This is a genomic window from Pseudomonas sp. S2_E02 (assembly GCF_054668355.1).
In genome coordinates this window covers 1,214,969-1,235,166 of the sequence record NZ_CP162761.1, presented here as the reverse complement: position 1 = coordinate 1,235,166, position 20,198 = coordinate 1,214,969, and the positions used below count along the sequence as shown (strand labels likewise).

Below are 20,198 nucleotides of genomic sequence, written 5' to 3'. Positions count from 1 at the left end.
GAACCAGTGCCGCTAACTTAACCGGGTGTCGTGAGGGTGATAATCGGTGACCGGCGCTACGCTGTTTTGCGCACGGCGCAATGGCGCCCGTGCTCATCAGCGATGAACACGGACGTGGCTTAGGCGGATTGGTTTGAGCGCGTCAGCGGCAGGTTCAGCCAGCGCCGGCCAGTGGCGTTGGCGACGGCGTTGCCAAGGGCGGCGGCCATCGGCCCCTGGACGATTTCAGCGGCGCCAAGGAAGGGTTCTCCCGGCTGGTCGAGCAAATGCACATCGACTTTTTTCGGCAGTTGCGTGAAACGCAGAATCGGATAGCCGCTCCAGTCGTAGCTGCGAATGCCTCCCGCGTCGTAGGCGACTTTTTCGTACAGGGTCCAGCTCGCGGACTGGACGATGCCGCCCTCGACCTGATTGCGCAGGCCATCGGGGCTGACGATCTGGCCGACGTCCACCGCCGTCACCACGTGATCGATACGGATCTCGCCGGTCTGCGGATGCACTCGAAGTTTCACCGCGATGGCGCAGTAACCCATGATGTTTTTGTAGCGGGCAAAGGCGAAACCGATACCGGCGCCGGGCTCGCTGCTTTTTTGCGGCCAGCCGATCTCGTCACGCACACGTTCCACCACCGCGCGAGCACGCGGGTCGCTGAGATGGGCCAGACGCAAAGCAACCGCGTCGATGCCGGCCCGGATCGCCAGTTCGTCGATACTCGCCTCGATGGCAAAGATGTTGATGTGCGCACCGAGCGAACGCATGGCCGAGGTGCGAAAGGGCATCTCGGTGACGAAGGTCATGTTGATGCGCGTCGAGTTCAACTCGTACAACGGCACCGCGTTGCGATCACCATCGCCCTCAGGCTGAGCGATTGGCACGGATGGCGCCGAGGCAAAAGGCCGCGCGAGCAAGCGTGCCGGCAACAGCCGCCCGGCGTTGACGATGCGTTCGTTGTGCGGAGTGGTCCAGAGTTCGTAGGCCCAGTCCTGCAGTCGACCGTGGCTGAGGCCGGCGTCGACTTCGGAGACCATCGCCGAGCTATACGGCTCCCAAAGATTTTCCTGCTCGCGCATCCACTGCACGCGCACCGGCGTCCCAGGCACGCGCAGGGCAATCAATGCTGCATCGGCGGCGGCATCATCGGCGCCGTTATGCCCGTAACACCCTGAACCTTCAGTATGAATACAGCGCACCCGCTCAGGCGGCAGACCGAGCATTTCGGCAATCCCGGCGCGCAGCGGGTAAACACCTTGGGTGTGGGTCCAGACGGTAAGCGTGCCGTCCTTGAACCAGGCGACTGCGCAAGACGGGCCGATCGAGCCGTGCATCAAATATTGCTTGGTGACCCGCGCCTGAAAACGCGTGTCGGCCGCGCCGCTTGGCGTGCCGCTGTTGCTGATCGGATAGCGCCGTGAGGGCAGGCGTTTGAGCAGGCCATGAATCTCAGTCGCCTCGGGAATCGCCTCGCCGCCGCTCCATTGCGTCACCTCGCTGGCACGGCGCATGGCTTTGATCGCTTGCCACTCATCACCGGCGACCACCGCCAGATAGTTGCCGTCGCGGATCACCTTGACCACGCCAGCCAGCGCTTCGATGGACGCCGCATCGAATGCTTGCAGCGTGCAGCCCGGACGAGGCGGGCGGATCACCCGCGCATGCAGCATGCCCGGCAAGCGCATGTCCTGGACGAAGGCTGCGCCACCGCTGACCTTCGCCGGAATGTCGAGGCGCGGCAACGAATGGCCGATCAGTTTGAAATCAGCGGCGGCCATCGCCGGCGACTGAGCCTTGGCAAATTGATGCACATCGACATGCTTGACCGCGTCGGCGTAACTCATCTGCTGGCCGGCCGGGCCTACGATCACAGCGTCGCGGGTGCTCAGCAGTGCTGCATCAATCTGCCAACTGCGCGCGGCGGCATCGACGAGCATTTCGCGCACCTGCGCGGCGGCGTTATACAACGCGGTACCGCTGTCGAAAATGCTGTGGCTGCCGGCGGTGTAGCCTTCGTTGGGCGTCAGCGCGGTGTCGGCGGTGAGCAGGTTGATGGCGGTCGCCGGCACCTGCAAACGTTCGGCGGCGATTTGCAGCAGCGCGGTTTTGACCCCGGTGCCCAGTTCGACTTTGCCGGTGAAGACGGTAATGCCGTCGGCGCCGATGCGGATCCAGGCGTCGAGAAACGGGTTGGTGCGCAGGCTTCCGGGCAGGTCGGGCGCGAGGACCACGGTGCCGAGCGTATCGACTTCCGTATCCGCCAACACACGCCGCGCGACCGGCATCAGGGTGAACGCCATCAGCAACGCACCACCACGCAGGAAGGCGCGCCGACTCGGGTTCAATTCATTCGACTCACTCATGTCAGGCTCCCGTTGTGCCCGGCCACCTGCTTGATCGCCTCGATGATGCGCAAGTGCGTACCGCAGCGGCACAGGTTGCCGGCCATGTGCTCGCGAATGGTCGCCTCATCCGGGTGGCGATTACGCTCAAGCAACGCCTGCGCGCGCATCAGCATGCCGGCAATGCAGTAACCGCATTGCGCGGCCTGTTTCTCAATGAACGCCGCTTGCAGGGGGCCAGGATCTTCTGCGCTACCGAGGCTTTCCACGGTGCGGATTTTTTTGCCTTCGAGACCGGCGCAGGGCGTCAGGCAGGCGAACACCGGTTGATCATCGACGATCACCGTGCAGGCGCCGCACTGACCGAGACCGCAACCGTATTTGGCGCCGTTGAGGTTCAAGTGATTGCGCAGCGCATACAGCAGCGGCATGTCCGGCTCCAGCTCAAGCGCTTGCGCGGCTCCGTTGACGTTGAGAGTGATCTGGCTCATTTCGTCTCCTGACGTAACGCTTCAATAGTGGAAGAGAGGTCGGCCCACGGCTGATCGGGGCGGGCTTGCTGGCGCAGATACGCGGCCAGTGCGCCGAGTTGCGCGTTGTCGAGGCTGGCGGCGAATGCAGGCATCAGCGGACCGGGCGATCCGGCTGTGGCGGGCAAGCCTTCAAGCACGGTTTTGAGGAAATTGCGCGAGCTGGCCGCTTGCAGCGCCGAGGTGTTTTGCAGGCCCGGGCGACCATCGATGGTGCGCATCGGCGCCGCCGGGCCATGGCAACCGGCGCAGGCGCTGCTGAAGAGCAGGGCGCCGGTCGAGTGGTCTGCCGCTTCACTGGCAGGCGTCTTTGGCGGCGGTTGCGTCAGTGGGTGCGGGTTTTCCAGGCTGAGCAAATACTCGGCAATCGCCTCGGCTTCACTGGCGGGCAAGCGGGCCAGACTCAAGCTGACCGGACGCATCGGCCCGGCGGGTGTGCCGTGGCCATCAACGATCTCAGCGCGCAGATAGCCGACCAGTTGCGCGCGACTCCACGGGTTGCTGCGTTGCCCCATGCCGACCAGCGCGGGCGCCTGCCAGCCGTCAACGCTGCCGCCCTGCAAGTATTCCGAAGATTTTTCCGCGCCGATCAGGTTCAGCGGCGAATGGCAGCCAGCGCAATGGCCCGGGCCGTCGACCAGATAACGCCCGCGATTCCACGCCGCGCTACGCCCCGCCAGAGGCGTCAGTGGCTCACCGTGCAGGAACAGCAGGTTCCAGAACGCCACCAACGGACGAATATTCATCGGGAAATTCATCTGGTTGTGCTCGGCCGGCGCGTGCACGGCGGGGCCGCTCATCAAGTAGGCATAGGCGTCGGCGATGTCTGCTGCGCTCATGCGCCGGTAGTGCACGTAGGGGAACGCCGGATAGAGGAAGTGACCATCGCGAGCAATGCCTTGACGCATCGCCCGCTCGAAGGCCGGCAGCGACCATTGGCCGATACCGGTCTCAGCGTCCGGGGTGATGTTGGTGCTGTACAGCGTGCCGAACGGCGTTACCAGCGGCAGCCCGCCGGCCAGATATTCACCGCCGGGGCGGGTATGGCAGACCGCACAATCGCCGGCCTCGACCACCCGCGCGCCGCGTTGCAACTGCGCAGTATCGAACATCGTCGGGCGCTTGATCGGCGCAATTGCCGGGCGCCACATCAGCCAAACGGCGCCGATCAGGCCGAGCACCGCGACGACGGCCACGCTGATCCATAACGTTCTGGACTTCAGCAAGTGGCGGTTCATGAGACGGAGAAAAACGCGGCAGGCAATGGCAGAACGGATGGGATACGGGTCATGACAACGCTCCTTGTAACAGCCGGGGAAGGGCGCCCCTGGGAACGACGGCGCCAAGGGCCAAAGCGTAGAGAAACCGTCATCACGGGAGAATCACCCGCGCACGCAACAGCGCGTTGCGCGAGAAGCAACGCTTGCGCCGTTGCACCGGACGCATCACTGCGTTGCTCGCCGCGTGGATTCTGCGCGTCGTCACAGGGCCGTAGCCTTGGCAGCACTTTCCTGAACTCAATGAGGTGTCATCATGCTCACGGGCAACCCGGCCGTTGCGGCAAATGCCGAACAGCCAACTTCACTGTCCGGCCTGATGGTCGCGTTCCTGGCATTTTGCTGTGGCGCGGTCGTGGCCAATCTTTATTACGCGCAGCCAATTGTCGAACTGATTGCACCGCAGATCGGTCTGTCCAGCGCTAATGCCAGCCTGATCGTTTCTCTGACGCAGTTTGGCTACGCACTGGGCCTGTTGCTGCTGGTGCCACTGGCCGACCTGATGGAAAACCGCCGGCTGGTGGTCGGCTTCACTTTGGCGGCGAGCGTCACATTGCTGTGCGCCGGGCTGACCCATTCACCGTCGATGTTCCTGCTGTTGTCTTTACTGATCGGTCTGACCTCGGTGGCCGTGCAGATCCTTGTGCCGTTGGCGGCACACCTGGCGCCCGAGGCCAGTCGTGGCCGCGTCGTCGGCAATATCATGAGCGGTCTGCTGCTGGGCATTCTGTTGTCGCGGCCACTGTCGAGCCTGTTGGTTGAAGTGTTCGGCTGGCGCGGGGTGTTTTACAGCGCGGCGGCCCTGATGGCGGTCATCGCGCTGGTCACTGCGGTGGCGCTGCCGCGTCGGCTGCCGACGCATAAAGCTTCGTATGCTGCGTTGATCGGTTCGGTGTTTGCCTTGGCCCGGCGCTATCCGCTGTTGCGTCAGCGTTCGCTGTATCAAGGGCTGCTGTTTGCCAGTTTCAGCCTGTTCTGGACTCTCGCGCCGATTGAACTGATGCGTCACCACGGCTTCACTCAGGCGCAAGTCGCGATCTTCGCGCTGGTTGGTGCGGTGGGTGCCATTGCGGCGCCGATTGCCGGACGTCTGGCCGATGCCGGGCATGGTCGTCGCGGCACGCTGGTCGCATTGCTGCTGGCGCCGGTTTCGCTGCTGATCGCCGCACTCCCGGGCAGCGGCTATGTTTGGCTGGTGGTGTGCGCGGTGCTGCTGGATTTCGCCGTGCAATTGAACATGGTGCTCGGCCAGCGTGAGGTGTACGCCCTCGATCCGCACAGCCGTGCGCGCCTGAACGCCGTGTACATGACCAGTATTTTCGTCGGCGGCGCGCTGGGGTCGCTGGTTGCGAGCCCGTTGTACGAGCATTTCGGCTGGAACCTGTCCGCCGTCGCTGTGGCGCTGTTGCCAGCGCTGGCGCTTGGCTTGTTCCTGAGTCGCCAGGCCGATGTCTGAACAACCGGCGAGTGCGGGCAAGCACGGCGGTACAAGACGAGGGGGGAACAGTGATGCACAATCATCCGCGTTCCCTTTCGACCGGACCCCGCATATGGACAAGTTGCTGGCACTGAAGATGTTTGTGGAAACCGTGCGCTGCGGGGGCTATTCCTCGGCAGCGCGCAAACTCGGGATATCAACGTCGTCAGTGACACGGCAAGTCGCAGGGCTGGAACACGAGTTGGGCGCGAGCCTGCTCAATCGCACCACGCGCAACACCAGCGTGACCGTTGCCGGCCAGACCTATTTCGAAAAAGCCGTGGCGATTCTCGACGCGATTGACGAGGCCGATGCCGTCGTTGCCGATCGTGGCGCCGAAGCGCAGGGCCGTCTGCGTATCAGCGTGCCGGTGGAGTTCGGTCGGCGCCTGATTGCGCCGCACCTGAGCCGCTTGCTTGAGCGGCATCCGGGACTTGAGATCAGTCTGTCGCTGAGCGATCAGGTCAGCGACCTGCTCAGCGAGCAGATCGATGTTTCGGTGCGACTGGGGTCGTCGGTGGTCAGTGAAGACATCGTCAGCAAACGCGTGGGGCAGTTCGAACGCTGGGTGGTGGCCAGTCCGGCGTATCTGGCGCGTAGCGCAGCGCTCTGTCACCCACGGGATTTGCTGGAGCATCAATGCCTGCGTTTCGATTACGGCGCCACCCACCAGCACTGGACTTTTCAGAATGAAGACGCGCCCATTCAGCTCAACGTGCATGGGCGCCTGCAAAGCAATAATGCCGACATCCTGCGCGAAGCCGCCATCGGCGGCGGCGGGGTGACGCTGCTGGCCGACTGGCTGGTACGCGACGACGTGGCAGCCGGCCGGCTGACCCGCTTGCTTGAGCAGTACGAGGTCAATCCCGGCAGCGCCAGCACGTGCATCAACGCGTTGTATTTACCCAATCACCGAGGGTCCAGCCGGATCAATGTGTTTATCGATTTCCTCATGGAAATTCTCAGCCCGGTGGCCGCGACCACGCCCGCTGCGTGATGCCTGCGGCTCAACGGCGCCCGGTCCGCGTACTGACATCCACCCAAACCGCCAACACCAGGATGCTGCCCTTGACGATCATCTGCCAATAGCTGTCGACGTCGAGCATCGACATGCCGTTGTCCAGACTGGTGATGACCAGCGCGCCGAGGAGGGCGCCGTACACCGTGCCGGAACCGCCGCGCATGGAAGTACCGCCGATAAAGCAGGCGGCGATGGCGTCGAGTTCGCCCATGCTCCCGGCCGAGGGCGAACCGGCGGCGAGGCGCGCAGTGTTGACCACGCCGGCGAGGGCGCACATCACGCCCATGATCCCGAAAATCCACAGCTTCACCGCCTGCACATTGATCCCGGACAGGCGCGTCGCTTCCATGTTGCTGCCCACGGCATAGACGCGCCGCCCGAACACGGTCTGACTGGTCACGTAGCTGAACACGCCCAGCAGAATCAGCAACAGCAGGACCGGCACGGGAATGCCGTCATAGCTGTTCAGCGTCTGCACGAAAGCGGCGAGCACGGCGCCGATCACCAACACGCGGACGACATCACGCACCAACGAATGCGCCGCGAGGCCGTGCAGGGCGCGATTGCGCCGCTGTTTCCAGGTCAGAAACACAGTCAGCGCGAACAACAGAATGCCCAGGCCGGTGCCGATCGCGTGGGGCAGGTAGCCCTGGCCAATGTAGACGAGTTCAGGCGATACCGGCGCGATGGTCGTGCCGCCGGTAATCCCCAGCAGAATCCCGCGAAACGCCAGCATGCCGCCCAGACCGACGATAAACGAGGGGATGCGCAGATAAGCCGCCATGTAACCGTTGGCGAGGCCAATCATCAGGCCACACAGGGCGACCAGACTCAGGTTCGCCAACAGCGGAATGTGGTAGACCACATCGAGAATCGCCGCGAGACCCCCGAGCAGACCGAGCAACGAGCCGACCGACAAATCGATCTCGCCGCTGATGATCACCAGCACCATGCCGCAGGCGAGAATGCCGGTGATCGACATTTGCCGCAGCAGATTGGAAAGATTGCGCGGGGTCAGGAATCCGCCCTCGGTCTGCCAGCTGAAGAACAGCCAGATCAGCACCACGGCAAACACCAGCGCGAGCATTTTGTAGCGGGTGAACAGTTGTTTGACCTGATTCATTTACGCGGTTTTCCGATCATTATTGTTATGGCTGCCAGGTTGGCTGAGGGCGGCGGCAAGCACCTGTTCCTGGGTGAGTTCATGGTTGATGAAGTCACCACGCAACTGGCCTTCGCCGATCACCAGCACGCGGTCGGAAACGCCAAGCACTTCGGCCAGTTCCGACGAGACCATGATGATCGACACGCCGGCAGCGGCCAGTGCGCCCATCAACTTGTAGATTTCGTATTTGGCGCCGACGTCCACACCTCGGGTCGGCTCATCGAGAATCAGTACCCGGGGTTTGGCCAGCAGCATCTTCGCCAGCACGGCTTTTTGCTGATTGCCCCCCGAGAGGCTGGTGATCGGCAGGAACGGGCTGGCGGTCTTGAGGTGCAGGCGCGAGATTTCCCGATCAATGCAGCCCAGTTCGGCTTCGGCATCGATGCGGGTCAGTTTTGAGTAGTTGTCCAGCACGGCGAGGGTGATGTTCTGGCCAACGCCTAGGTCAGGAATAATGCCTTGGCGCTTGCGGTCCTCCGGCACCAGGCACAGGCCGGCACGGATGGACTTGAGCGGCGTGCGCGTGTCGATGGCTTGCCCGTCCAGCCAGACTTCGCCCTCGTGGCGCCCGGGGTAAGCGCCGAACAGCGCGGTCACCAGTTCGGTGCGGCCTGCGCCGACCAGCCCGGCGATACCAAGGATCTCGCCGCGTTTGAGCACGAAGGAAACATCGTCGACCCGTTTGCGCTTGGGGTTGTCGATGTCGTAGCAGGTGATATGCCGGGCCTCGAAAATCACCTCGCCAATAGCGTGCGGCTCGGAGGGGTAGAGGTTGCTCATTTCGCGGCCGACCATCTGGGTGATGATCTGCGCAATATCCATGTCGGCCATGGCGGTGGTAGCGATGTGTTTTCCGTCGCGGATCACCGAAATGGTGTCGCACACGGCGGCGACTTCATCGAGCTTGTGCGAGATGTAGACGCAGGCCACGCCTTTGGCTTTGAGGTCGCGAATGATGTCCAGCAACACCTCGATTTCCGAACGGCTCAAGGCTGATGAAGGCTCGTCGAGGATCAGCAGGCGGGCCTTCTTGTTCAGGGCCTTGGCGATTTCCACCAATTGCTGGTAGCCGCCGCCGTAGTGCGAAACCGGCAGCGATACGTTCATGTCGGGGACTTTCAGTTCGCGCATCAGCGCTTCGGCGCGGTGAATCATCGCCGGGTAATTCATGCGTCCGCCGGGCAGTGTCAGCTCGTGGCCCATGAAAATGTTTTCGGCCACCGACAGGTCGGGCACCAGCGTCAGTTCCTGGTGAATGATGACGATGCCGGCAGCTTCCGTTTCGCTGATCGATTGCGCCCTGAGCGGTTGCCCGTCCCAGAGGATTTCACCGTCCCAGGTGCCGTGGGGGTAGACCGCCGAAAGGATCTTCATCAGCGTCGACTTGCCGGCGCCATTCTCGCCGCACAGGCCAACGCACTCGCCGGGCCTGACCTTGATGTCGATGCCGTTCAGCGCTTTGACACCGCCGAAGGTTTTGACGATGCCGTTCATTTGCAGCAGATAGTCGGACATGGAGAGGGCTCGTATATCAAAGACTCACACACCACGAAGCCTGTGGGAGCGAGCCTGCTCGCGAAAGCGTCAGTTCAGACAATGCTTCGTTGACTGACACACCGCATTCGCGAGCAGGCTCGCTCCCACAAGGGTTTTCGTATAACCGGGGATTTGTGATGGGGTCACTTCCCGGCAATCTGCGCCTTGGTGTAGAAGCCGTCCTGTTCGAGCAGGTCGATGTTGTCCTTGGTCAGCGGGGTTGGCGTGAGCAGGATGGTGTCGACTTTTTTGCTGCCGTTGTCGTACTGCGAGCTGAAGGCGGGTTTTTCGTTGCGCGCCAGTTGTACCGAGAGCTTGGCGGCTTCGCTGGCGATGAGTTTCAGCGGTTTGTAAACGGTCATGGTTTGCGTGCCGGCGATCACGCGCTTGACTGCGGCAAGGTCGGCGTCCTGCCCGGAAATCGGCACCTTGCCGGCCAGTTGTTGCGCCGCCAGTGCCTGAATGGCGCCGCCCGCCGTGGCGTCGTTGGAAGCGACGATGCCGTCGATTTTGTTGTCGTTGCGGGTCAGGGCGTTTTCAACAATGCTCAGCGCTTCGGTCGGGTTCCATTCCTTCACCCACTGCTGGCCGACGATCTTGATATCACCCTTGTCGATGGCCGGTTGCAGCACTTTCATCTGGCCTTCACGGAGGATCTTGGCGTTGTTATCGGTGGGCGCACCACCGAGCAAAAAGTAATTGCCCTTGGGCGCCGCTTTCAGCACGCCGCTGGCCTGCATCTCACCGACCTTTTCGTTATCGAAGGAAATATAGGCGTCGACATCGGCGTTGAGGATCAGGCGATCATAGGACACGACCTTGATCCCGGCCTTCTTCGCTTCGGCCACCGCATTGGTCAGCACCGTGGCGTTGAACGGCACGATGACGATGACATCGACGCCCCGGGAAATCAGGTTTTCGATCTGGGAAATCTGCTTCTGCTCGTTGGCATCGGCCGATTGCACGAAGACCTTGGCGTCCATTTTTTCTGCTGCCGCGACGAAGTAATCACGGTCACGCGACCAGCGTTCCAGGCGCAGATCATCAATGGAGAAACCGATTTTCGGGTGGGCTGCGTCAGCCAGCACCGGCAGCGACAGCAAGGCCAGAGCAGTGGCCAATAACGTGCGTTTTACGTTCTTCATATGGGGCGTCCTTTTATTGTTGTTGGAAAGACACGGCCTGACGATGAGTATCGGGCTGGTAAAACTGTAGAGAATCCGCAGACGCCGCAGGCACAGAATTGTCGTGCAATTGTCACAGCGTCGAAGCGCCGGCAGATTCCCGTAGCAATCAGCGATAGAGGTAGCGGTTGACGATGTTCTCGAGCATTTCCTGGCGGCCGCTGACGGCTTGCGGGTTCAACTCGTTGGTGAACGCGAGCTCGGCCAACGACTCAAGGTTGAAGTCACCCGTCAACACCGCCTGCCCGAACGGCTGCTGCCAACCGGCGTAGCGTTGGTCCTTGAGCCGTTGCAGCTCGTCGTTCTGCACCATGGCCGCTGCGCGCTCCAGAGACAGGGCGAGAACGTCCATGGCGCCGACGTGGCCATGGAACAGATCGATCTGATCGAGGCTCTGGCGGCGCACCTTGGAGTCGAAGTTGAAACCGCCATTCTTGAACCCGCCGGCCTTGAGGATTTCATAGGTGGCCAAGGTCATTTCTTCGACGCTGTTGGGGAATTGGTCGGTGTCCCAGCCGTTTTGCGGATCGCCACGGTTGGCGTCGATGCTGCCGAAAATCCCCAAGGAGACGGCCGTCGCAATTTCGTGATGAAAGCTATGCCCGGCCAGGGTAGCGTGGTTGGCTTCGATGTTGACCTTGATTTCGTGCTCCAGTCCGAACTGCTGAAGAAAGCCGAACACGGTGGCGCTGTCGTAATCGTATTGGTGCTTGGTCGGCTCCTGCGGCTTGGGTTCGATCAGCAGGTCGCCTGTGAAACCGATCTTGTGCTTGTGCTCGACCACCATGCGCATAAAGCGGCCCAGCTGTTCGCGTTCACGCTTCAAGTCCGTGTTGAGCAAGGTTTCATAGCCTTCGCGACCGCCCCATAACACGTAGTTGGCGCCTTTCAGGCGATGGGTCGCGTTCATGGCGCTGAACACCTGGGCAGCGGCGCAGGCGAACACTTCCGGATCGGGGTTGCTCGCGGCGCCGGCAGCGAAACGCGGGTTGCTGAAACAATTGGCGGTGCCCCACAACAGCTTGATCCCGCTTTGTTCCTGATGTCGCTCGAGGTGATCAACCATCTGTGCGAAATGGTTGCGGTACTCCTTCAGTGACTGGCCTTCCGGAGCGACGTCCGTGTCATGGAAGCAGTAATAGTCGATACCCAGTTTGGAGAAGAATTCGAAGGCCGCGGCTGCTTTGCCGATCGCCAATTCCATGGGATCGCCGGCATGTTGCCAAGGGCGCTTGAACGTCCCCGCACCGAACACATCGGAACCCGGCCAGACGAACGTGTGCCAGTAACAGGCGGCCATGCGCAGGTGTTCGCGCATGGGTTTGCCGAGGATGAGTTTGTCGGCGTCGTAGTGACGGAAGGAGAGGGGGGAATCGCTGTTTGGGCCTTCGTAGCGAATCGGCTCGACATCAGGGAAATACTGCATGGACCTTGTCCTTGTTGTTCTTGGCGGTGTCTCGATACTAGCAACGGCCCCGGCCCTGCTGATTATGAAAAACATCAACACGGAGTGCGATTTTGCGTATTGAGCTTCTTCGACCAGGCGCCTAGTCTGTGTCAATCGCCTCTGTGACAAGGGGCTCGGGACAAGCATAAAAACAATGAAAACCGTACCGCCTGTTCACCGCATCGCCCTGTTGTTCAACGGCAGCAAGATCTACGACCGTGGCATCATCAGCGGCATCGGCAACTACCTGAGCAGCACTCGGGCCTCCTGGGACCTGTTTCTGGAAGAGGATTTTCTCTGTCGTTTGAAAGGCATCGAGCGCTGGCAGGGTGACGGGATCATCGCCGACTTCGACGATCCGTTGATTGGCGAGGCGTTGGCCGACATTCAGTTGCCGGTGGTGGCAGTAGGGGGCTCGTACGAGGATAAGCGCGCCTATCCGAAAGCGATTCCCTACGTCGCCACCGATAACAACGCACTGATAACGCTGGCCTACACGCACTTGATCGAGGCGGGACTGCAGCGTTTCGCCTGTTTCAGCCTGCCTGAAGCGCAAGCCAATCGCTGGGCGCAAGAGCGCGAAAAAGCCTTCCGCAAATTGATGAAGCGCGATGGTCTGCACGGCGAAATCTATCGCGGCATGGGCACCAGCGCACCGCTGTGGGACAGCGCCGTCGAACAACTGATCGCCTGGCTGCAAAGCCTGCCCAAACCCATCGGCATCATCGCCGTCAGCGACGCCCGCGCGCGCCAGTTGCTGCAAGCCTGCCTGACCGCCGGCATCGCCGTACCGGAGCAAGTGGCCTTGATCGGCATCGACAACGACCCGCTGACCCGCAGCCTGACGCGCGTGCCGCTGAGTTCAGTCATCCAGGGCACCGAAACCATGGGCCGTACCGCCGCGCAATTACTCCATCAGATGCTCCATGGCATGCCGTCCACCGGTACACAAATCCTGATTTCTCCCGATGCGGTCAACGTGCAGGTGTCGAGCTTGCATCAGCCTTTGGGCAATCCCTACGTCATGCAAGCGCTGCTGTTCATCCGTCAATATGCTTGCCAGGGCATCAAAACGGCGCAGGTGGCGGCGTATGTCGGTGTGTCGCGTTCATCACTCGAAGCGCATTTCCGCGTCGAGCGAGGCTGCAGCGTGCATGACGAGATCCTGCGTTTCAAACTGGCAGCGGCCACCAGCGGATTGAAAAATACTGACTCGGTGATTGCCGACGTTGCGCGCAGTTGCGGGTTTAAATCTGCGCAGTATCTGCACACGGTGTTTCGCCGGGAGTTTGGCTGTACGCCGCGGGAGTATCAGCAAGGGGCAGGGATGCGCTGATGGAATACCGGAAATGAGGTTAGAGTGGGCATCAATGTCTTGATTGTTGCGTGAACAATGAATCGTCCGCTGTTCGTTTCTCTGGATGGGCCCAAAGGCACCGGCAAAACCACACTGTTGGAGGCCGTTACGCAAGTACTGAGGGCAGGCAACCAGAAAGTCATCCGGCTTTGCGAGAGAAAAAGCGATCCGTTCAGGGGTGAAACCATGGCCTTGATTAACACTCTGGCGAGAAATCCTTGCCGGGATCTGGAGTGGGCTGTGTGTCAGCGCCTCGCGGATAGCCGTCGCTGGATCTCCCAGAACGTTCTGACGAAGCAGCCGCTGGACAGCATCATCCTGATCGATCGCTGGTATCCCTCGGATGCCGCGTTTCGCCAAACCATCCCGTTTGCCGAGATTCTTCAATTGAATATGGAGCGAGACGTGCGGGTGCCAGATCTGCATGTCGGCGTCGTCACCGATCCGGATATTTCATGGGCCAGGGCTGCTAACCGATCACGAGGACTGGGCGGCACTGTGATCCAGAAGCACGCAGAGCATGTGGCGTGTACGGAAATGTTCGAGCAAGCGGTCAAGGATCACGGCTGGATGTTGTGCCGTAATGAAGGAACGGTTGAGGAGGCGACGATGCTGGTGGTTTCTCGGATCTATGAGGTGCTTGGGTTGAACGTCGAAGTGGATGCCAGGCTTGGCGCTCAGGGTATCGCATAAACCTTGAACAGTTTGTTCGCCGTGTCGCTGGCAACCGCCACGTGCGATTCACAGGAAGGCCAGAGGCTGTAGTTGATAGCTTGGTCGCAAACTACTCTCGGCATTACGAATAAACTTCTGCGCCGCCCGGTGCTCAATTGACGTAGTCATTGAAGGATTGCACATGATCGCTCGTTGGCGCTGCAACATGAAAAGGATCAACTGACCTCACTGGCTAGCAGAATCACACGGTAGGCTTATTGAGTTGGATTCTTCGGTTTAGTGGCAGCTTCTGCATTCTCGAGAAAGCCTCGCGCCAATTGCTGGTACAACTCAGGGCCCATTCTTGAACTGACAGCCTTGGCAATCAGGGCTACCGCCATGAGACTGATCACCATACTGTGGCTATCAATCATCTCCATCACAATGATTGCAGAGGTGATTGGCGACTGAGTAACGGCCGCCAGAAAACCAACCATGCAGAGTGCAATAGTGGGCTGCGCGGCCAGATGGAATAGCTCTGCGGTATTGGCGCCTACTGCGGCCCCTACAGCGAGCGAGGGAGCGAAAATGCCTCCGGGAATACCGGAGAAGTAGGTCACTACGGTCGCCAGGAAGCGAGTAATGGGAGCGTGCCATGGCAGGACTACATCAGATGCGATGACCTGAGAGGTAATGCCGTATCCACTACCAAACGACATTCCGCCACTCAGCCAACCCAATAGAGCGACGACCAATCCACAGATGCCGGCAAACCATACTGGATGTAGGCGCCGCCATTGCCAGATGATGAACTGCGGATGCCGCTGTGGCCATAACAACATTCGACTAAATAAACCACCCAATAGCCCGCAACCAATCCCTATGACTAATGCCGGGACGACTATGTCGAGGTTGATGTCCTGAATGCCGAAATGACCGAAATAGTTGTAGTTTCCCTGCAAGGCAATGGCAACCATCCCAGACAGGATGATGGTGCTGAGCAGAACACCGCTGGTACGGGTTTCCAACTTGCGTCCCAGTTCTTCTACCGCGAATGCGATCCCGGCCAAGGGCGTATTAAATGCAGCTGCAATACCCGCAGCACCTCCCGCCAGAATGAGATCCTCGCTGCGCACGATTCGCGCATTGGGCAGGAAGCGGTGAAAGAAGTGCATGATGGATGCGGCAACCTGGACTGATGGGCCTTCGCGTCCCGCCGAAAAGCCGCCGGTCAGCGCCAGAGTTCCGAGGCTTATTTTGGCGAAAGCAATGCGCAATGAAACCAGTCTGTTAATGGGCTTACCTTGACGCGCAAGTCGTGTTGCTGCAATTACCTGCGGAATTCCGCTGCCTTGGGCGCCGACGAAAAAGCGTGTTGTCAGCCAGACTACGAGCATGCCGATCAGTGGGGTGTAAACAAGAGGAAGCCACGCTCGCTCTGCGGTCTGTTGAGCAAACTGCGCCAGGGCTATGTCCGCGAGCCTTGCAAACGCCACCACCAGCAAGCCGGCTATGGTTGCCGCAATCCATAATGTGACTCTAGTACGCCAGCGCATGGAGGCGAAGCCTCGGCGTAACAGCATTATCGGTTTGATCACCCGAAGGGCTCCCCTTGAAGTCGCCATATTGACCGCAAGACTAACCAAATAAGCAGCTTGTTCCAAACAGCTTTGGCAGCGCCACAAGACAGGCTCTTTTGGCGCTTACAGGTATTCATCTATCCAGTGATAGGACTAATACCTCCAAAAAACCGGTGTAACGAGTACCAGCACGGTAAGTATCTCCAGCCGTCCCAGCAGCATGCCAATGGTCAGCAACCATTTTGCTGCGTCAGGTAATGATGAGAAGTTACCAGCGGGCCCAATGATTGTGCCCAAGCCTGGTCCCACGTTGCACACCGCCGTAGCAGCTCCGCTCAACGCTGTCGTCCAATCCAGTCCGATCAGGGCGAGTCCCAGAGCGATCACTGCAATGGTGATGGTGAAGAAAAATGAGAAGGTCAAAAGCGAACGCAAGATCTCTTCGTCAATCGGATGACCGTTGTACTTCTTTTGAATCACCGCACGAGGATGGATCAACTGCTTCAGGCTACTCACTAATAGAGCACCAGCAACCTGGAAGCGGAAAATTTTAAGGCCACCAGCTGTTGAGCCTGAACACCCGCCGACGAAGGTCAGATAGAAAAAAAGCAAGACTGCGAAGCTGCCCCACAAGGTGTAATCACCTACAGCAATTCCGGTGGTCGTGACAACCGAGGTCACATTGACCGCCACGATACGAAACGCATCCCACCATCCGTAGTCGCTGTGGAAACACAGCCATGTCCCCACCGCTAGCCAAGTCACAATCAGGAAACCAATAAACCCGCGTACCTGGTGATCCTTGAGCAGCGCACGCCGATTGCCGCGCAATGTCGCGACATAGAGGGTAAACGGCAGGCTACCCAGAATCATGATGACCACCGCGATCCAGTGAATCGCTGGCTGCGTCCAATGCCCAAGCGAGGCGTCAGAAGTAGAGAACCCGCCAGTCGAGATCAACGACATGGCATGGTTGACCGCTTCAAACGGCGTCATGCCGGCGATCCAGAGAGCTGCTGCCCCGGCGCCAGTGAGCCCAAAATAGAGAAAGAGAATGGACTTGGCTGCCACATGAGAGCGAGGTGTTACTTTCTCCGACCAGTCTGAGGACTCTGTCTGGAAAAGACGCATCCCCCCACTCGCAGCAGTGGAAGGATCGCCACAGCCATGCCGATGAAGCCGATACCACCCAACCAGTGCAGCATTGAGCGCCAGATCAACAATCCAGGTGAAGCGGTATCCAAACCACTCAAGACAGTTGAACCCGTGGTTGTAATGCCGGACATCGTTTCAAAAAAAGCGTCGGTGTAACTGATCTGACTGATGAACACCATCGGCAACGCCGCGAAGGTACATACCGCCACCCAACTGCAAGTCGTTAGTAGATACATATCTCTTGGACGAAGCTGGGCATTGTCTGGACGACCTCGCGCTATCAAAAGGAGGCCAGTGATGAAGGTAATCAAGCTCGACCAGAGGAAGGCCGACAGGTCATCGCTGCGCTCATAGGCAACCAGTGTGATCATGGGAATAGCCATGCTCACAGCCAGCGTTATTAGAAAAATACCCAGAATGAAACCGATGAGCCGTAGTGCTGCAAGTGACATGAAAGGAACCTACTGATTTAGCGCCGTGCAGTATTGGACGACGAACCCTTCAGCCCCGTAAATTTTGCGTAAAATTTTTCCCTCAACCCATTAGAGATGGCACCCCATTATGGGGGAGGAACTAGCTTGCTCAGGTTTTCTGAATAGCCTGATGAAGCTTTTATAGAAACAGGATGAGCAAAACCGCAACAGCCACACAGCTATCGCGGTTGTTCTGCGTTTTAACGGTTAGCGTCGGCCAAGCCAGCCTCGATGAAGCGAACGGAACTCTCCATAGCCTGCTGACCTTCTGGCAGCATGGTGGCGTAGAAGTGCCAGGCGTGGAACATCGCCGGCCATACTTCCAGGTTGACGCGAACTCGGTTATCAGCCAGGTGAGTTGCAAGGCGCATTGCATCACTCAACATCAGCTCGTTCTCGCCGATTTGCACCAAGATTGGTGGGAGACCGGTGACGTCCGCGAACACAGGTGAGGCCAGAGGATGACTGGCCAATGTGTCGCCCAGGAATGCTCTGGCGAGGATGTCCAGGACAGGCTTGGAGTTCAGAGGATCCAGACCTTCACGGTTGCTCATGGAAGCACCGGTGTGTTCGAGGTTCGCCCATGGTGAGATGGAGGAGCCAACCGCAGGCAATGGAAGCCCTTTCGATTTAGCCGCGACCATGACGCTGACAACCATTGCGCCGCCAGCCGACTCGCCAGAGAACGCAATTTTGTTAGCCGGGATTTTCTGCTCAAGCAACCATTCGTAAGCGCGCAATGTGTCGTCAATAGAGGCTGGAAACTTGTGCTCAGGAGCGAGTCGGTAGTCCGGCATGTAGACACGAGCACCGAGCATTTTCGCGTAGTTGCCGCCGATGCCGTGGTAGCCGTCTGGACGACCTACAATGTAGGCGCCGCCGTGGATGTACATCACGACCGCGTCGGTTTTGATCTCGTCCGGAGTAACCAGTGTGCCGGGTACGCCACCCATGTCGACTGCTTCGAATTTAACGCCAGCTGGCGCTGGATTTTGCGCGAGCATTTTTGCGTAAGAGTCGCGGATGTCGCTCATTTTTGTGGTGGTATCGATTCCCTTAAGAACGGGTACCAGATCGCTAAGGCTATTGGCCCAGGTTTGGACGGCTGCTTGGACTTTAGTGTTCATAATGACCTCAATTGATCGTTGAGAGTGGATTAGCTAATTGAGATACTATGCTTACTATTGGGGAATAGGGTTCCCCATAACAGGTGCTAAGCCGCCCGAACGTTGAGACCACCGAGGCCAAATGGAACTCCATAACCTGAATGATATTGCCGCGTTTGTGAGCTCGGTAAACGCTGGAAGCTTCACTGCGGCGGCAAAACAGCTTGGCCTTACGCGCTCTGCAGTGGGGAAGTCGATAGTCAGGCTCGAGGCTCGTTTACAGGTACGTTTACTGAATCGCACTACGCGTAGCTTGAGCATGACCGATGACGGCCAGGTCCTGTATGAGCGCTGTGTGGGCGTTCTTCAGGATCTGGATGATGTGGAGGATGCCCTTGCGTTTCGTCGTTCGACACCCAGTGGGCGACTGCGGATGAGTCTGCCGGTTGCGCTGGGCAGACTTCATGTCCTTCAGCACATTGAGTGCTGTCTTAAGGATTGGCCCTCCCTGAGCGTGGATATCACCTTCTCTGACAGGCTGGTCGATCTGATCGATGAGGGATTTGATTTGGCCATGCGCATCGGGCCACCGAAGGAAGATTCTCGGTTGTTAACGCGCACTGTGGCCTACCAACAAATGATTACCTGCGCTTCACCCAAATATTTGGATCAGCATGCCGAGCCTAAAACGCCTCAGGATTTGTCCGAGCACCAGTGCCTGCATTTCGTGAGCGGTGGGAGATTGCTTCCCTGGAATTTTCGCGTGAATGGTAGCTCTGTGTCCGTTACTCATGGTGGAAGGCTACAGATGGACAGTGCTGAGTCATTACACCAGTCAGCTGTCGCTGGCCTGGGTATCGCGACTCTTCCTTCCTACGTGGTGAACGACGATTTGAGGAGCGGCAAGCTTGTTCAATTGCTCGCTGGGTATGCAGAGGCCGCAGAGCCTATTCGGGTGATCTACCCTAGCAAGCGGCACCTCTCTCCAAAAATTCGACTCTTCATCGATAAGCTCGTGGAGGCTTGGTCACCATGCCCACCATGGGAGCATCACCTAGGGGAAGGCACTCACTCAGGTTGATCAGTGAGCGAGGTGCGTAATTGCAATTACAGAGGCAACGATGATGAATTCAACCTGGACAGATCAAGTGGCACTTGTGAGTGGAGCGGGCAGTGAGCTTGGAATCGGTATGGCCATTGCCCATCGTCTCGGCGCTCAAGGGGCCAAGTTGATCGTCACGGCAAGCAGCGCACGCATCAATGAGCGGGTTGCGGAGTTACGTGCCGCCGGCTTCGAAGCAGTGGGTCGACCGGTCGACTTGACTCAGGAAACTCAGGTGAGTGAATTCGTCGCTTGGGCTGAGGCCGTCTGGGGCCGCATCGATATTCTTGTAAATAATGCCGGTATGGCGATGCAAGGGAGTCCAGAACAGTTCTCCGAGTTCACGAGTACGAGCCTCGAAAGCTGGAATCTTTCCATCGCTAGAAATCTGACAACTGCGTTTCTGTTAACCCAAGGGGTGTTGCCTGGGATGCGAGCGAGAGGCTATGGCCGCATAGTGAACATCAGCTCAACTACCGGCACGCGGGCCAGTAATCCAGGGGAGGCTGCTTACAGTGCTGCAAAGGCGGGAATGGTAGGAATGAACATGAGTCTAGCCCTTGAGGTGGCTCATCAAGGTATCACGGTGAATTCAGTTGCCCCTGGCTGGATAGCTACAGGGTCGAGCACGCCTGATGAAGTCAAAGCCGCACGTTCTACGCCTCTCGGGAGAGCGGGGCGACCAGACGAAGTGGCTGCAGCCGTTGTATTCCTGGCTTCACCTGAAGCGAGTTACATCACCGGTGAACTGCTCGTGGTGGATGGAGGCAATTGTCTGGTTGAGAACAAAGCGGGTTAAGA

15 protein-coding genes and 1 pseudogene are annotated in these 20,198 nt (G+C 59.2%); 6 read left to right on the top strand and 10 right to left on the bottom strand.

Features of this window, described 5'->3' with window-relative positions:
* Positions 1-119 precede the first annotated feature (119 nt).
* Genes AB4O01_RS05490 through AB4O01_RS05480 form a run of 3 tightly spaced genes read right to left on the bottom strand, consistent with a single transcriptional unit; the run spans position 120 to position 4,089 of the window.
* Positions 120-2,354, bottom strand: coding sequence for a xanthine dehydrogenase family protein molybdopterin-binding subunit (locus AB4O01_RS05490; protein WP_460090925.1), 2,235 nt, complete (start codon positions 2,352-2,354; stop codon positions 120-122).
* A complete protein-coding gene (locus AB4O01_RS05485; RefSeq protein ID WP_095125976.1) occupies positions 2,351-2,824 on the bottom strand; it encodes a (2Fe-2S)-binding protein in 474 nt (157 codons plus the stop codon). The genes AB4O01_RS05490 and AB4O01_RS05485 overlap by 4 nt, the downstream gene beginning before the upstream one ends.
* Entirely contained in the window at positions 2,821-4,089 is a 1,269-nt protein-coding gene (locus AB4O01_RS05480) for a c-type cytochrome (RefSeq protein WP_460090924.1), read from the bottom strand. The genes AB4O01_RS05485 and AB4O01_RS05480 overlap by 4 nt, the downstream gene beginning before the upstream one ends.
* A 307-nt stretch (positions 4,090-4,396) precedes the next feature.
* Here AB4O01_RS05480 and AB4O01_RS05475 point away from each other — a divergent pair, with 307 nt between their 5' ends.
* Both AB4O01_RS05475 and AB4O01_RS05470 read left to right on the top strand, forming a co-directional pair.
* Entirely contained in the window at positions 4,397-5,596 is a 1,200-nt protein-coding gene (locus AB4O01_RS05475; protein ID WP_093431639.1) for an MFS transporter, read from the top strand.
* Between the two features lie 94 nt (positions 5,597-5,690).
* Positions 5,691-6,614, top strand: coding sequence for a LysR family transcriptional regulator (locus AB4O01_RS05470; protein ID WP_093431642.1), 924 nt, complete (start codon positions 5,691-5,693; stop codon positions 6,612-6,614).
* Between the two features lie 10 nt (positions 6,615-6,624).
* On the opposite strand, the gene AB4O01_RS05465 is transcribed toward AB4O01_RS05470, so the two are convergent.
* The 4 genes from AB4O01_RS05465 to xylA all read right to left on the bottom strand — a co-directional run bounded on the left by AB4O01_RS05465 (position 6,625) and on the right by xylA (position 11,949).
* A complete protein-coding gene (locus AB4O01_RS05465; protein ID WP_093431645.1) occupies positions 6,625-7,761 on the bottom strand; it encodes a sugar ABC transporter permease in 1,137 nt (378 codons plus the stop codon).
* Positions 7,762-9,318 carry a D-xylose ABC transporter ATP-binding protein gene (gene xylG, locus AB4O01_RS05460; protein ID WP_460090922.1) on the bottom strand — a complete coding sequence of 519 codons (1,557 nt, stop codon included), beginning with the start codon at positions 9,316-9,318 and terminating at the stop codon, positions 7,762-7,764.
* A 164-nt stretch (positions 9,319-9,482) separates the two neighbouring features.
* Positions 9,483-10,484, bottom strand: coding sequence for a D-xylose ABC transporter substrate-binding protein (gene xylF, locus AB4O01_RS05455; protein WP_016986083.1), 1,002 nt, complete (start codon positions 10,482-10,484; stop codon positions 9,483-9,485).
* Between the two features lie 148 nt (positions 10,485-10,632).
* Positions 10,633-11,949 carry a xylose isomerase gene (xylA, locus tag AB4O01_RS05450; RefSeq protein WP_460090921.1) on the bottom strand — a complete coding sequence of 439 codons (1,317 nt, stop codon included), beginning with the start codon at positions 11,947-11,949 and terminating at the stop codon, positions 10,633-10,635.
* 175 nt (positions 11,950-12,124) lie between these two features.
* Between xylA and AB4O01_RS05445 the strand changes: the two genes are divergently transcribed.
* Both AB4O01_RS05445 and AB4O01_RS05440 read left to right on the top strand, forming a co-directional pair.
* On the top strand, positions 12,125-13,306 hold the full coding sequence (locus tag AB4O01_RS05445) for a XylR family transcriptional regulator (protein WP_460090920.1): 1,182 nt from the start codon (positions 12,125-12,127) through the stop codon (positions 13,304-13,306).
* Between the two features lie 57 nt (positions 13,307-13,363).
* Positions 13,364-14,020, top strand: coding sequence for a dTMP kinase (locus AB4O01_RS05440; protein WP_460090918.1), 657 nt, complete (start codon positions 13,364-13,366; stop codon positions 14,018-14,020).
* Positions 14,021-14,256: 236 nt separating this feature from the next.
* Here AB4O01_RS05440 and AB4O01_RS05435 read toward each other — a convergent pair whose 3' ends face one another.
* From AB4O01_RS05435 to AB4O01_RS05425, 3 genes and pseudogenes are all read right to left on the bottom strand, one after another.
* A complete protein-coding gene (locus tag AB4O01_RS05435; protein ID WP_186622309.1) occupies positions 14,257-15,579 on the bottom strand; it encodes a chloride channel protein in 1,323 nt (440 codons plus the stop codon).
* Positions 15,580-15,714: 135 nt separating this feature from the next.
* Positions 15,715-17,168, bottom strand: a pseudogene (locus AB4O01_RS05430) (TrkH family potassium uptake protein).
* Positions 17,169-17,389: 221 nt separating this feature from the next.
* The gene (locus AB4O01_RS05425) at positions 17,390-18,316 is read right to left on the bottom strand and encodes an alpha/beta hydrolase (RefSeq protein ID WP_460090917.1); all 927 of its coding nucleotides are present in this window, start codon (positions 18,314-18,316) and stop codon (positions 17,390-17,392) included.
* A gap of 121 nt (positions 18,317-18,437) precedes the next feature.
* Between AB4O01_RS05425 and AB4O01_RS05420 the strand changes: the two genes are divergently transcribed.
* Positions 18,438-19,376 (top strand): LysR family transcriptional regulator, encoded by a 939-nt coding sequence (locus AB4O01_RS05420; protein WP_460090915.1) that lies wholly within the window; start codon positions 18,438-18,440, stop codon positions 19,374-19,376.
* A 43-nt stretch (positions 19,377-19,419) separates the two neighbouring features.
* Entirely contained in the window at positions 19,420-20,196 is a 777-nt protein-coding gene (locus AB4O01_RS05415; RefSeq protein WP_460092218.1) for an SDR family NAD(P)-dependent oxidoreductase, read from the top strand.
* Positions 20,197-20,198: the final 2 nt, after the last annotated feature.

Bases quoted from the DNA above. Each gene is read 5' to 3' on its own strand.
- AB4O01_RS05465 (WP_093431645.1), bottom strand. From the start codon at position 7,761: ATGAATCAGGTCAAACAACTGTTCACCCGCTACAAAATGCTCGCGCTG.
- AB4O01_RS05445 (WP_460090920.1), top strand. From the start codon at position 12,125: ATGAAAACCGTACCGCCTGTTCACCGCATCGCCCTGTTGTTCAACGGC.
- AB4O01_RS05490 (WP_460090925.1), bottom strand. From the start codon at position 2,354: ATGAGTGAGTCGAATGAATTGAACCCGAGTCGGCGCGCCTTCCTGCGT.
- xylF (WP_016986083.1), bottom strand. From the start codon at position 10,484: ATGAAGAACGTAAAACGCACGTTATTGGCCACTGCTCTGGCCTTGCTG.
- xylA (WP_460090921.1), bottom strand. From the start codon at position 11,949: ATGCAGTATTTCCCTGATGTCGAGCCGATTCGCTACGAAGGCCCAAAC.
- AB4O01_RS05440 (WP_460090918.1), top strand. From the start codon at position 13,364: ATGAATCGTCCGCTGTTCGTTTCTCTGGATGGGCCCAAAGGCACCGGC.
- AB4O01_RS05485 (WP_095125976.1), bottom strand. From the start codon at position 2,824: ATGAGCCAGATCACTCTCAACGTCAACGGAGCCGCGCAAGCGCTTGAG.
- AB4O01_RS05470 (WP_093431642.1), top strand. From the start codon at position 5,691: ATGGACAAGTTGCTGGCACTGAAGATGTTTGTGGAAACCGTGCGCTGC.
- xylG (WP_460090922.1), bottom strand. From the start codon at position 9,318: ATGTCCGACTATCTGCTGCAAATGAACGGCATCGTCAAAACCTTCGGC.
- AB4O01_RS05425 (WP_460090917.1), bottom strand. From the start codon at position 18,316: ATGAACACTAAAGTCCAAGCAGCCGTCCAAACCTGGGCCAATAGCCTT.
- AB4O01_RS05415 (WP_460092218.1), top strand. From the start codon at position 19,420: ATGAATTCAACCTGGACAGATCAAGTGGCACTTGTGAGTGGAGCGGGC.
- AB4O01_RS05475 (WP_093431639.1), top strand. From the start codon at position 4,397: ATGCTCACGGGCAACCCGGCCGTTGCGGCAAATGCCGAACAGCCAACT.
- AB4O01_RS05420 (WP_460090915.1), top strand. From the start codon at position 18,438: ATGGAACTCCATAACCTGAATGATATTGCCGCGTTTGTGAGCTCGGTA.